Origin of the sequence: Halalkalibacter urbisdiaboli (assembly GCF_002156385.1) — a bacterium.
Lineage (GTDB): Bacteria > Bacillota > Bacilli > Bacillales > Bacillaceae_D > Halalkalibacter_A > Halalkalibacter_A urbisdiaboli.
The window spans coordinates 791,022-803,001 of record NZ_MVJM01000001.1 but is presented as its reverse complement, the minus strand read 5'-3'; the positions used below and the strand labels follow the sequence as shown (position 1 = coordinate 803,001).

Here is an 11,980-nt window from a genome sequence, read left to right as displayed (position 1 = left end):
ACATAATTAAAGTAAAAAGCCAACAATAATATGTTGGCTTTTTTACATCAGTTTTAAACGTTTTATTCGTTCCTCAGGACGAGGATGAGTTGAAAACAGGTTCGTCACTTTTTTCTTAAGTGGATCAGCAAAGTATAACGGAGCTGAAGTACTGGAGGCTTCCTTTACAGGTGTTGAAGAACCGGTAATTTTCGTTAATGCAGAAGCTAACCCAATAGGGTTGCGAGTTAATTCAGCTGCACTCGCATCTGCAAGAAATTCACGATTTCTTGAAATAGCTAAGCGTATTAATGTGGCGATAAAAGGTGATAAGATAAGTAAAGCAAGTGAAATGATTAAAATTGCAGGATGCTGCTTCTGATTTCTGTTCGAACGTGAAAAGAATAACATCCTTGTTCCAAGATCACTTAAAATGGCAACAGCTGATACAAGCGCGACGGCAATGGTCGCTAAACGGATATCATAGTTCCGAATATGGGCAACCTCATGAGCCATTACACCTTCAATTTCCTCCCGGTTAAGAATATCAAGTAACCCAGTTGTAATAGCAATGGCTCCATTTTTGGGTGAAGTACCAGTGGCAAACGCATTTGGACTTGAATCGTGAATAATAAAAATGCGTGGCGTTGGAATTCTGGCTACCATCGCTAAGTTCTCTATTGTATGCCAAAGGAAGGGATGTTCATTCTTTGAGCGAACTTCTTTAGCATGGTTCATTCTCATAACAACATTCGTACTTGATAAAAGCATAAACAGGGTGTAACCACCACCAATAAAGGCGGCGACTAGCATACCACTATAATAGTCTCCTGATCTGACATACGTGAAAGAGGCACCAACGGCTAACACAAACAGTATGAATCCTGTAACAATGAAGAAAGTGTTTCGTTTATTTCGTTCAATTTGTTTGTAGAGAATCATCTAAATCATTCCCCACCTTCATTAAAATTGGACCTTAACATTTTCGCGTTCTTCTTTTGGTGTTTCTAACATATCTCTGTGAGTAAAGTGGTGAACAGATGCAACAATATTGGTTGGAATTGATTCAATCTTTGTATTATATTCCATCACGGTTTTATTATATAGCTGTCTCGCATAGGCAATCTTGTTCTCTGTACCAGCTAGTTCTTCTTGTAACATTGAAAAATTTTCATTTGCCTTTAAATCTGGATAAGCTTCTCTCAAAGCAAATAATTGCCGTAAAGCACCAGAAAGTTCATTATTCGCATCAATTTGTTCTTGTCTTGAGTTTCCAGGTGCTGTAATTTGATTTCTAAGTTCAACAACTTTACTAAGGGTTTCCTGTTCATGCTTGGCATAGCCTTTGACCGTTTCGACAAGGTTTGGGATTAAGTCGAATCTTCTTTTTAACTGTACATCTATTTGGGCCCACGATTCCTCTACCCAATTTCGATACTTAATTAATCCGTTATAACTTGTAACCCAGAATATAGCAATAAGAATAAATAATCCTCCAATAAAAAAAATAATCATAAAATGAATCTCCTTTTTGGTCTATTTACTATTAATACGTTCGCTTCAGCAGAAAAGTTTCGAGAAATTGTCTTTCCGAATTTGAATTAATGATGAAACATTTCAGTAATAGCATTCCACAAATTGAACGATGATCCAGGAGAAGGGTGTGTCAAATGCAAAAAGCTTGATACAAGCGATGATGCTTGTTGACAGTCATAAAAAGAAACTACCGTTATACAGGTTAGTTTGCTTTTAAGAATGGATATTACCAAAAATTATTAATAAATAAAATACATATCTAGCTTAAATAAACCCACACTATGAGTACACAAGGAGGTGAGATAAATGGCAAACAACAATAGTTCCAACCAACTTCTCGTACCTGGTGTACAACAAGCATTAGATCAAATGAAGATTGAAATTGCACAAGAATTTGGTGTTCAATTAGGGGCAGATGCTACTTCACGTGCAAACGGTTCTGTAGGTGGAGAGATTACTAAGCGTCTTGTTCAAATGGCTGAACAACAAATGGGTGGCTTCCAACAACAATAATATATATGGCTTGAAGAGGTGAGGGCTCCTCACCTCTTCTTTAATAAAAGATAATTTTATTTTTATGAGGTGACAAAATGCCAAAAATGTGCCCAGTATGTAATGGGTTTACAAAGGTAAACAAGCACTGCAATGAATGTAATAGCGAGCTAATTGATTATGGACGAATCTTGGATTATTTAGATGATTACAGTGCATATGAAGAAATTGAAGTAGAAAAAGAAAGTGATACTGTTGAATATGATCAACGCAATCATCTATGTGCTCATTATTTAACCTGTATTGAATGTTCTTATTCGGTCGTATATCTTATTCAAGAACAATAAAAAACCACTCCTTTATATCGAAAAGGAGCGGTTTTTTTATATTAGCGAATACGTAACTCAGAATCTTTATCAAAGAAGTGAGCTTTGTTCATATCGAATGCAAGGTCAATTGATTGACCGCTAGAAATATCAGTACGAGAATCAACACGTGCAACAAAATCTTGACCTTCAACAGTAGAGTAAAGAATAGTTTCAGCACCTAATAATTCAGCTACATCGATATCAGCTTTTACTTTTGAACCTGGAGAAGACTCAATGAATACAAGCTCATCATGAATATCTTCTGGACGAATACCTAGAATTAATTCCTTACCATCGTATCCATTATCTTTAAGTAATTTAGCCTTTGCAGCAGGAATTGTTACGCTCTTGTTTCCAATTTTAAAGGAGTCGCCTTCTAATGTACCTGCTAAGAAGTTCATTGAAGGTGAGCCAATGAATCCACCTACGAATACGTTTTCTGGATTGTCATAGACATCTTTAGGTGAACCTACTTGTTGAATAAAACCGTCTTTCATAATAACAATACGCGTTGCCATTGTCATCGCTTCAGTTTGGTCATGCGTTACATAAATTGTTGTTGTTTGTAGACGCTTATGAAGCTTAGTGATTTCAGCACGCATTTGTACACGAAGCTTAGCATCAAGGTTTGATAATGGCTCATCCATTAAGAATACTTGAGGGTCACGAACGATTGCACGACCAAGAGCTACACGCTGACGCTGACCACCAGACATTGCCTTAGGCTTACGATCAAGCATTTCAGTTAAACCAAGAATTTTTGCTGCGTCACGAACACGTTGGTCAATTTCAGCCTTAGGGAATTTACGAAGCTTAAGACCGAACGCCATGTTGTCATATACATTCATGTGTGGGTAAAGAGCGTAGTTTTGGAATACCATCGCAATGTCACGGTCTTTAGGTGCAACATCGTTCATACGCTTGTTTCCGATAACAAGGTCACCCTTTGAAATATCTTCAAGACCTGCAATCATACGTAGAGTTGTTGACTTACCGCAACCAGATGGACCAACGAATACGATAAATTCTTTATCTTCAATGTGTAGATTGAAATCAGTTACCGCTGTTACATCACCATCATAAATTTTATAAATATTCTTTAATTGAATTTCTGCCATGTTTGTTACCTCCTTGATTTGTTAATCAAATTGTAACCCTTTTCATTTGTTGAAATCTATGGCAAGTCTGCACAAATATCTATGATTCTTTTTGTGCAGACTGACAATGATAGAATTATTTGCGCTCGATAAGTAGAAGAAGAAAGTACATGATAGCCGCTTGAGGAAATTGCTTTATATCTACACCAGTACGTTCTACAAACTTATCAATTCGGTATTGAAGGCTGTTTCGATGCATAAACAATGCCTTAGCCGCAGCAGAGATATTAAGATTTTGTTGGAAATAAACAGAAACAGTTTTTAGTAGTTCATGATCCTCAGCGATCTCAGCGGTAATAATTTGATTTATCACATACTGCTTTTGCTCAAATGGCAAATGGTCTAGTAAAAAATAGGGAATGGCTTCATGTTCATGGAAAACTTGTTTACTAGGATTTGCTGCGATAGCTGCTTGAAAGCAAGAGCGTTCCCAATGAAATTGGGATTTTGATAGCTCTACCTCAACATTGGAGCCAATTAATAAGGAAAGATCAATGTAAAAATCTGAGGCAATAGCTTCGACGAAACCGATATAATCCGGAGTTTCTTCCTCGGTTTCCTCGGTCACGATTAATCCGTTATGTTGATCAATCCATAGAATGGCCGTTTCATTGGTTGCAATACTCGCCCAAACTTCTTGAAACGATTCATAATCATCAATGGATCGATCTAAATGAAAATGGATAAAGCGTACTGTTTTACCTTGGGGAACGTTTGGGCTTTCTTGGAATAGCCATGACATCCAACGTTTCTCAACATTAGATGAAGGTTGAGGAGTATGTTGATGTTTCTCAAGAAGCATTGTCAGTAAGGCTTGTTCTTTTTCCGTTAATTTACTTTTCCAAAAGCCAATCGGCTCCTTATGTTCGTCTTGTAACCATAAAATGTCAGGATGCGGATGAGCAGGTAGGTTATTTACGATAGCATCTGCAAAATGATGTTTTAACGTTTGGTACATGTTCATGCTCACTCCTTTTACAATTTCCTTTTCTAAAATTATAACAAATTATTGCAGACAATAAGTAAAAAGATAACCATCTCTTAAAGAAGAGATGGTTTACCTTTTTACTTATTTGGGGGAGTTTCTTTTTTGAATGGTCTGGCTTCTTCAATTTTACCAGCCTGATCATTACTTACTGTTCCACCAGAAAGACCGTCATCTAGCATTCGCTCTTCGTCTACAAAGTAATCTTCACGTCCTTGATGAAGTTGATCTTTTTTTGCCAAATTGATCTACCTCCAATGCTGTAGCTTACTGATTATTAGGATAACAAAATATAGGTTAAATTATGCAAAAAACAAACATATCACAGAAAAAGGGAAACCCATTTTTTTCAGTGCCTCAGTAGCAATGGCTTCGCACGTTACGCGCCTTGCTAGGTTTTTTAAAAAATGGCAACGGCTTCGCACATTACTTAAAGGGCACAGTAAAAGGGAAACCCACCCTTTTTCAGTGCCCTCGGTTATGCTTCCTTTTCGGTGACATCGTCTGAATGCCAATGACCTCCTCCAAACCAGAGGTAAACACTCTCCTCGTTCCCTTTAATATAAGAAAAGCAAACAAGTCCGGCCTGTAGAGCCATTTTAATGGCGACTTCGTCATCATACCTAATTTTTTGGTAGCAGACACCTAGATCATCGACAAAGGAAGATAGTAAGGTTGTTTGAATATGACTATGACGATATTTTGGGGAAACTAATAAGGTAGAAAAACTGATTCCATAGTTGGTGACGGCAGCAACAGCAATAATTTTTCCTTCCCAATATACTACCTTTAAACACGTACCAGGTTCGTTAAGATGGTGTTTTCTCATCCGAAACAATCGTTTATATACTCTCTGTTCTGAAGTATCATAACGTTTCACAAAATCCATAACAGGGCGTCGATATTTCTCCCATGTGTTAACCGAGATTGTAATCAAATTCATTGGATAAAACCTCCTTAACATAGCATGTCTTTATAGAGGTAAAGCAGAAAAGTATACTATCGAGGGATGAACACTGGCGATGAGATTACGTTATATCGTATACTATGTGACAAATGCCCATTTTGTGAGGAATAGAAGGAGGAAAAAAGGTGGACAGTTTGTGGTTTATCGGATTTATGGTAATGATTGGGGCTGTCATTGGTGGAATGACTAACTCTTTAGCGATAAAAATGCTATTTCGTCCTTATAAAGAAATTCGAATTGGTGGATGGCGTGTTCCGTTTACGCCTGGGTTAATCCCTAAAAGACATGATGAACTATCAACCCAATTAGGTAGAATGGTCGTTCAATACTTACTTACAGCCGAAGGTCTTGGAAAAAAACTAAAAAGTACGGCGTTCGTCTCTAGTGTAACAGCTTGGCTTCAAGGGGAAGTATTGAAAATGCTACACAGTGAAATAAGTATTGCTGAGTTTTTAGAAAAGCAGGTTCATGTTCAGCAACCGAAAGAAAAATTAAAAGGAAAAACTGAAGCCCTTATCGCAAATGGACTTGAACGCTTTTTTAAGGAAAACAGAATAAAACAAATTGGAGAGGTTGTACCTGAGAGTTTTTTGGCTAAAGCAGACCAATTAATTCCACAGCTTGCTGATTTTATACTAGAACGTGGACAAGCTTTTTTAAATAGTCCTGAAGGAAAACAGCAATTAAGTCAAATGATTGAACGATTTTTGTTTGACAAAGGGACGCTCGTAAACATGATTTCCATGTTTCTTGGGAATGAACGTCTTGTTGATAAAGTTCAACCAGAATTAGTGAAATTCTTAAAAAATACCGGTACGAAAAAACTATTAGAGGATGTACTAACGAATGAATGGGAACGTTTGAAAGAACGGAAATTTGAAGAAATTGAAGCACATGTTAATAAAGAAGAAGTTATGTCGTTAATCGTAAATACTGTATACAAAAATGTTCCTGTATTTGAATGGTTTGAGAAGCCAATGAAGGCATGGACAAGTAACTTTGAAAAAATCGTTATAAATGAGTGGGTCCCGACAGGAGTCCATTTAGCTAGTGATTTGCTCTTTGATCATTTAGAGGCATTGTTAGAACGGCTCCATTTAGAAGAAATTGTCCGTGAGCAGGTTCAAACGTTTTCAGTTGATAAACTAGAAGATCTTGTGTTGTCAATATCCAAAAAGGAATTTAAAATGATTACGTATTTAGGAGCACTTCTTGGTGGGATGATTGGTTTTATTCAAGCATTTATCGTGCTAACGGTAAGATAATGTAAGAATTTTGTTTGATTTTGCCGATTTGGATGAATTGTCACAATGAACATGTTATAGTCGAAAAGACTATTTTTTTAGGAGGACGGCAAAATGTCAAATGTATATGATAAGGCCCATGAGATGAAACGTACACTAGGAGAAAGTGACGAGTTTAAACAATTAAAGGCGTTGCATGAACAAATTGAAGGTGATGAAGCAGCAAAAACGTTATTGGACAGCTTCCGTCAGCTGCAATTACAGCTTCAACAAAAGCAAATGCAAGGGATGCAGATTACAGAAGAAGAAGCCATCAAAGCGCAACAACAGTTTGAACTTGTTCAGCAAAATGAGTTAGTTTCTAAGCTAATGGAAGCAGAACAACAATTAAGTACGATTATTGGCGATATTAACAAAATTATTACCGAGCCACTTGAGGAAATCTATGGCGCACTAGAAAATCAATAAATAAAGCAAGAGCTCGAAAGGCTGTTTATATCTACCTTTCGAGCTCTTTTTTATTAATCGAATGTCTACTTTTTCATTTTTTTGCCGATTAATATTGCCATATGAAGGACGAGTCCTGCAAACAAGCCAACAGAAATTCCACCAAGAGCAGCCATGGTTATTTCTTGAAGAGTCGGTTCACGTAATTGTGATGTCGTAAGTAATAAAAAGATAAGAGCTGGGATGATATAAAAATTAAAGAACGTCTTCATAAATACTCCTATTTACTAATGTGTTTTAGGTGACGATTTATTCACTATAAAAGTATAAACAACTTTAATCTAAAGTTCTAACAAAATTCTTATGAACATAGGCTAAAAAAGAACAGGCAGGCCCTGACATCTAGATTAAAGGGGGAGACAGCGTGACATATCGATTATTAGCCCTAAACATCGATGGAACTATTTTACGTTCAAATTCACGAGTGAGTAAGCAGACGAAAGATGCGATTGATTACGTGAAAGAGAAGGGAGTGTATGTTACTTTAGCCACATCTAGACCATTCCCGGCAGCTAAAAAAATAGCGAAAGCATTAAAATTGGATAGTCATTTAATAACGAGTAATGGCGCGTTTATCGCTGAAGAGAGTGAAGAACCACTTTTTACACGTCATATTTCTGAAGAAACCACCTTGCAAGTAGTGGAAATACTCGAGCAGTATCATTGTCATGTTCGCATTCTTAGCGAAAACTATTCGATCGGAAATAAAGTTCGTCAAAAAAGTTATTTAATCGCAAAAATGACAATTGGTGTAGGTGACCCGTTATTTTATCCCATAACATTCGTAGATTCATTATGCGATTATTTAATGGAAGAACCTGTTTCACCTCTAAAGCTTCAAGTTCAGTTCTTTAATGAACAGGAAAAAAGAGATGCATTAGAAGAAGTAAGAGAAACTGTTAAAGGAATTCGTTTCTTTGACTCATTACCAGGTCGAGTTGAAATCGTAGGCTCAGGAATTTCAAAAGCTAGAGGTCTTCAAACTCTAGGGCAGCACTTAGGAATTTCTCTTGATGAAATGGTGGCAATCGGCTCTTATAATAATGATATTGAAATGATTTCTGAAGTAGGATTAGGCGTTGCAATGGGAAATGCATCAGATGAATTGAAAGATGCAGCTAATTGGATCACTCGTTCTAATAACCAAAACGGTGTGTCATATATGATTCGGGAAGTCTTCCGAAAACAATTACGTTTACAAATGTAGCAGTCTCAGATGAGGCTGTTTTTTTTATTCGAGTTGATTCATACTAAATGCTCCGATAAACTAAGAAGGAAAATTCACAAACGTAGGAGAGACATATGAATATATCTGTAATCCAATTAGACGAACGTCATAAAATAAATATAGAGCATATTAGTGCGTTATTTTTTGAAGATCCACTTATTTATTGGAATGAGGAACAAAGAGAAGCTGATTTAACTATAACAATTAACGTGAATAGGACTCCTAGTAATCAAATCTTTGCTCAGGCTAGTCTTATTGATAAAAAAACAAACGAAACAAATCAAGTTAGTTATACGTACCCGAATACGAGTGTCTTTGCAACTGAGGATGTTAAGAAAGTTGAGAAAAGGACCGTCAACCATGTCTACTTGCTATTACTTCAATCTTATACTGGAGTAAGGCAACCATGGGGGATTTTAACTGGAATTCGCCCAACGAAGCTGATGCATCAAATGAGAAGAGCCGGTTTAAAAAAGGAAGAGATTCGAAGAGAATTAAAGGAAGTATATTTAGTAACAACAGAAAAAATCAATCTCCTTGAGCGAATTGTTACGAGACAATTAGCCGTTCTTCCTGACTTAGATGAACTAGATCGAGCGGTAAGCATTTATATTGGTATCCCCTTTTGCCCGACAAAATGTGCATATTGCACGTTTCCTGCTTACGCTATTAATGGACAAAATGGTTCGGTTGAGGCCTTTTTAGAAGGTCTTCATTACGAGATTGAACAGACAGGTAAGTGGCTAAAGGAAAACAAGATCGATGTTACAACGGTTTATTATGGCGGGGGGACACCGACTAGTATTAGTGCAGAGCAGATGAATGACTTATATTCTAGGATGTATGAATCATTTCCGGACATTACAGGGGTACGCGAATTAACTGTTGAAGCGGGTAGACCTGATACAATTACACCTGAAAAAATTGCCGTTATGAAAAATTGGAAGGTGGATCGAATAAGTATTAATCCACAATCATTTGAAAATGAAACCCTTCAAGCAATTGGTCGACATCACTCCGTCGAGGAAACGATTGAGAAATATCAACTCTCTCGAAAACTTGGCTTGGAAAATATTAATATGGACTTAATTATTGGGCTTCCTGGTGAAGGACTGAAAGAGATGGAGCACACTTTAAAGGAAACGGGAAAGCTGCACCCAGAATCATTAACCGTACACACCTTGTCTTTCAAAAGAGCCTCAACGATGACAAAAAATAAAGAAAAATATAAAGTAGCGAGCCGGGCAGAAATTTCTCAAATGATGGAGTTATCTAGTCAATGGACTGCAAAGCAGGGGTATGCCCCATATTATTTATATCGCCAAAAGAATATATTAGGTAACTTGGAAAATGTAGGTTATGCATTACCTTCAAAAGAAAGCTTGTACAATATTATTATAATGGAGGAATGCCAAACGATTATTGGATTAGGTTGTGGCGCAGCAAGTAAATTCGTTGAGCCAGGTACCGGAAAGATAACGCGTTATGCGAATCCGAAGGACCCGCGCTCATATAATGAGCGTTTTAAGGAATATACGCATGAAAAACTAGAAAAGTTATCAATGTTGTATGAAACTAAAGTAAAATAACTTCCAGATAATTCGTTTTGATACAAAATCATCTTATGATATGATGTACGTGAATAATAGGGAGGATGATTATCGTGTTAGAAATAATTTCTGATATGACGATGCTATGGATTAGTGTTGTAGTTACGGTTCTACTAGTTGCTGCATTCACGAGAGCAAGTATGTCTGTTTGTGAATGGACGATTCGTGCAAATTGGAAAAACCAATTCAAACAAATAGAGCCACATGATAAAATCATTGTCCCAACAGGTCGATTGTTTTCTAAAAGCTATCACCCTAAAATCCCTTCTTTCCTTGATCAAAGCGTCTTAGATGATGAGGAGCCTTTCCTGGTTAGAGTTTACGCGTAGATAAACTTTACCACTAGGAGGCTATTAACTTGAAAAAAACTTCACTATTTATCATATTAATCGTAATTACGATTACTCTGTCGGGATGTGGGGCGTCACAGCAGCCAATTACGGCAGATTCTCAAGGAATTTGGAATCATTTTTTTGTTTATCCAATGTCTTGGATTATCATTACTGTTGCTGATTTGTTAAACGGGAATTTCGGGTTATCTATTATTGTCGTAACCATCCTTATTCGTGTTATGCTTTTACCACTTATGCTAAAGCAACAAAAAAGCAGCCGGGCAATGCAAGCACTGCGTCCAGAAATAGAAGCGTTACAAAAGAAATATGGACAAGAAGAACAAAAAAAGGACCCAAAGAATGTTCAAAAAATGCAGCAGGAATTGATGGCACTTTACCAGCAGAATGGTGTAAATCCGGCGGCAGGTTGTTTGCCGATTTTTATTCAAATGCCTGTTTTAATGGCGTTTTACTTTGCGATTATGAGGACAGAAGAAATTGCATTTCACACATTCCTTTGGTTTGATTTAGGTAATCCAGATCCGTTGTTTATCTTACCACTTATTGCAGGCTTAACGACGTTCTTACAGGTGAAAATGACAGCCCACCAGTTACAGGGGCCGATGAGAATGGTCATGTACATTATGCCTATCATGATTATTGTGGCGGGTATAACACTTCCGTCAGCTTTATCTTTATATTGGGTTGTAGGAAACCTTTTTATGATTATTCAAACGTATTTTACAGTAGTCAAATCACCATATGTTACAACAGAAATCGGGAAATAAAGTACACAGTAAATGACACCCCCATTGTTAAGTACAACTAACAGTGGGGGCTTTTTTATAAACTACGCATTCACCCATTTTCGTTTCCTGAATAGGATACAAATGAAAAAGAGGAGGGTGAATCTCATGAATCATTACCATCAAATGAAATCTCTTTGCCAACAATACTTAAATAAGCCAGTGCAAATGCAAGTAAATAATCAAGCGGGATACAATGGAATTCTTGAGCATATCGATGAAGAACATGTGTATATAATGGTTCCAATTGATGAACAAGGGCAATACATGGACCTAGCTGAGTTGATGGCAACTCCGCCAATGCAAGGACAGTTTCCTCTCGAACAACGAGGCCCCGTGGATGAACGCTACTTTCCAGGTTCGTTTGGCTATCTAGGCTATCCAGGCTATCCAATCTATCCAGGCTACCCAATCTATCCAGGCTACCCTTGGTATGCTCCATATCCAAGACCAGGGTTTTGGGGGTGGGAGCGAATCATCCTTCCATTAGCTGCTTTAACAGCGATTGCTGCATTATAAGAACGAAACGAGAAGGGGGCTGTCGATTGTGGCAGCCTCATTTTGGAAATTGTTACCCGGGAAATGATTTCGTCGAATAGTTAGGGAATAGAGGGGACATTTACAAGATTCTACACAATCCAAGTCCCAATAGTTACCGTAAAGGAATGTTATAATAGGTGTAATAGCTTTTTTAAAAAGTTATGTTTCATTAAGATTCGGAAGTGGAATTTTTGTTAAAATAGGTGTAAATTTTACATAAGTGATATGT

At 37.2% G+C, this 11,980-nt stretch carries 16 protein-coding genes; 9 read left to right on the top strand and 7 right to left on the bottom strand.

Annotated elements, in window-relative coordinates:
* Positions 1 to 42: 42 nt before the first annotated feature.
* Together htpX and B1R93_RS04175 are read right to left on the bottom strand one after the other, a co-directional pair.
* Entirely contained in the window at positions 43 to 918 is an 876-nt protein-coding gene (gene htpX / locus B1R93_RS04180; RefSeq protein ID WP_088103398.1) for a zinc metalloprotease HtpX, read from the bottom strand.
* A gap of 24 nt (positions 919 to 942) precedes the next feature.
* Positions 943 to 1,494, bottom strand: a complete 552-nt coding sequence (locus tag B1R93_RS04175; protein ID WP_088102704.1) for a LemA family protein — start codon at positions 1,492 to 1,494, stop codon at positions 943 to 945.
* 327 nt (positions 1,495 to 1,821) lie between these two features.
* Between B1R93_RS04175 and B1R93_RS04170 the strand changes: the two genes are divergently transcribed.
* Together B1R93_RS04170 and B1R93_RS04165 are read left to right on the top strand one after the other, a co-directional pair.
* Positions 1,822 to 2,028 (top strand): alpha/beta-type small acid-soluble spore protein, encoded by a 207-nt coding sequence (locus B1R93_RS04170; protein WP_088102703.1) that lies wholly within the window; start codon positions 1,822 to 1,824, stop codon positions 2,026 to 2,028.
* Positions 2,029 to 2,105: 77 nt separating this feature from the next.
* Complete coding sequence (locus tag B1R93_RS04165; RefSeq protein WP_088102702.1) at positions 2,106 to 2,354, top strand: hypothetical protein; 249 nt, start codon at positions 2,106 to 2,108, stop codon at positions 2,352 to 2,354.
* A 41-nt stretch (positions 2,355 to 2,395) separates the two neighbouring features.
* On the opposite strand, the gene B1R93_RS04160 is transcribed toward B1R93_RS04165, so the two are convergent.
* From B1R93_RS04160 to B1R93_RS04150, 4 genes are all read right to left on the bottom strand, one after another.
* The gene (locus B1R93_RS04160; RefSeq protein ID WP_088102701.1) at positions 2,396 to 3,493 is read right to left on the bottom strand and encodes an ABC transporter ATP-binding protein; all 1,098 of its coding nucleotides are present in this window, start codon (positions 3,491 to 3,493) and stop codon (positions 2,396 to 2,398) included.
* A gap of 115 nt (positions 3,494 to 3,608) precedes the next feature.
* Positions 3,609 to 4,490 carry a PucR family transcriptional regulator gene (locus B1R93_RS04155; protein WP_165763722.1) on the bottom strand — a complete coding sequence of 294 codons (882 nt, stop codon included), beginning with the start codon at positions 4,488 to 4,490 and terminating at the stop codon, positions 3,609 to 3,611.
* Positions 4,491 to 4,597: 107 nt separating this feature from the next.
* A complete protein-coding gene (locus B1R93_RS22905) occupies positions 4,598 to 4,759 on the bottom strand; it encodes a hypothetical protein (protein WP_165763721.1) in 162 nt (53 codons plus the stop codon).
* A 236-nt stretch (positions 4,760 to 4,995) separates the two neighbouring features.
* Positions 4,996 to 5,460 (bottom strand): hypothetical protein, encoded by a 465-nt coding sequence (locus B1R93_RS04150; RefSeq protein ID WP_088102699.1) that lies wholly within the window; start codon positions 5,458 to 5,460, stop codon positions 4,996 to 4,998.
* 149 nt (positions 5,461 to 5,609) lie between these two features.
* Here B1R93_RS04150 and B1R93_RS04145 point away from each other — a divergent pair, with 149 nt between their 5' ends.
* Positions 5,610 to 6,749, top strand: coding sequence for a DUF445 domain-containing protein (locus B1R93_RS04145; protein ID WP_088102698.1), 1,140 nt, complete (start codon positions 5,610 to 5,612; stop codon positions 6,747 to 6,749).
* A gap of 93 nt (positions 6,750 to 6,842) precedes the next feature.
* Positions 6,843 to 7,196 (top strand): YlbF/YmcA family competence regulator, encoded by a 354-nt coding sequence (locus B1R93_RS04140; RefSeq protein ID WP_088102697.1) that lies wholly within the window; start codon positions 6,843 to 6,845, stop codon positions 7,194 to 7,196.
* A 65-nt stretch (positions 7,197 to 7,261) separates the two neighbouring features.
* Here the strand turns inward: B1R93_RS04140 and B1R93_RS04135 are convergent, their stop codons facing one another.
* A complete protein-coding gene (locus B1R93_RS04135; RefSeq protein ID WP_088102696.1) occupies positions 7,262 to 7,447 on the bottom strand; it encodes a hypothetical protein in 186 nt (61 codons plus the stop codon).
* 152 nt (positions 7,448 to 7,599) lie between these two features.
* On the opposite strand from B1R93_RS04135, the gene B1R93_RS04130 reads away from it, so the two are divergent.
* The 5 genes from B1R93_RS04130 (at position 7,600) to B1R93_RS04110 (ending at position 11,730) form a co-directional block, all read left to right on the top strand.
* On the top strand, positions 7,600 to 8,442 hold the full coding sequence (locus B1R93_RS04130) for an HAD family hydrolase (RefSeq protein WP_088102695.1): 843 nt from the start codon (positions 7,600 to 7,602) through the stop codon (positions 8,440 to 8,442).
* 95 nt (positions 8,443 to 8,537) lie between these two features.
* On the top strand, positions 8,538 to 10,052 hold the full coding sequence (locus B1R93_RS04125) for a coproporphyrinogen III oxidase (RefSeq protein ID WP_088102694.1): 1,515 nt from the start codon (positions 8,538 to 8,540) through the stop codon (positions 10,050 to 10,052).
* 74 nt (positions 10,053 to 10,126) lie between these two features.
* Positions 10,127 to 10,402, top strand: coding sequence for a hypothetical protein (locus B1R93_RS04120; protein WP_088102693.1), 276 nt, complete (start codon positions 10,127 to 10,129; stop codon positions 10,400 to 10,402).
* Positions 10,403 to 10,431: 29 nt separating this feature from the next.
* Complete coding sequence (yidC, locus tag B1R93_RS04115; protein WP_207634113.1) at positions 10,432 to 11,193, top strand: membrane protein insertase YidC; 762 nt, start codon at positions 10,432 to 10,434, stop codon at positions 11,191 to 11,193.
* A 126-nt stretch (positions 11,194 to 11,319) separates the two neighbouring features.
* Positions 11,320 to 11,730, top strand: a complete 411-nt coding sequence (locus tag B1R93_RS04110; RefSeq protein WP_088102692.1) for a hypothetical protein — start codon at positions 11,320 to 11,322, stop codon at positions 11,728 to 11,730.
* Positions 11,731 to 11,980 lie beyond the last annotated feature (250 nt).

Excerpts from the sequence above, each read along its gene's own strand:
- B1R93_RS04175 (WP_088102704.1), bottom strand. The coding sequence starts at position 1,494 with ATGATTATTTTTTTTATTGGAGGATTATTTATTCTTATTGCTATATTC.
- B1R93_RS04170 (WP_088102703.1), top strand. The coding sequence starts at position 1,822 with ATGGCAAACAACAATAGTTCCAACCAACTTCTCGTACCTGGTGTACAA.
- B1R93_RS04165 (WP_088102702.1), top strand. The coding sequence starts at position 2,106 with ATGCCAAAAATGTGCCCAGTATGTAATGGGTTTACAAAGGTAAACAAG.
- B1R93_RS04160 (WP_088102701.1), bottom strand. The coding sequence starts at position 3,493 with ATGGCAGAAATTCAATTAAAGAATATTTATAAAATTTATGATGGTGAT.
- B1R93_RS04155 (WP_165763722.1), bottom strand. The coding sequence starts at position 4,490 with ATGTACCAAACGTTAAAACATCATTTTGCAGATGCTATCGTAAATAAC.
- B1R93_RS04150 (WP_088102699.1), bottom strand. The coding sequence starts at position 5,460 with ATGAATTTGATTACAATCTCGGTTAACACATGGGAGAAATATCGACGC.
- B1R93_RS04140 (WP_088102697.1), top strand. The coding sequence starts at position 6,843 with ATGTCAAATGTATATGATAAGGCCCATGAGATGAAACGTACACTAGGA.
- B1R93_RS04135 (WP_088102696.1), bottom strand. The coding sequence starts at position 7,447 with ATGAAGACGTTCTTTAATTTTTATATCATCCCAGCTCTTATCTTTTTA.
- B1R93_RS04125 (WP_088102694.1), top strand. The coding sequence starts at position 8,538 with ATGAATATATCTGTAATCCAATTAGACGAACGTCATAAAATAAATATA.
- B1R93_RS04110 (WP_088102692.1), top strand. The coding sequence starts at position 11,320 with ATGAATCATTACCATCAAATGAAATCTCTTTGCCAACAATACTTAAAT.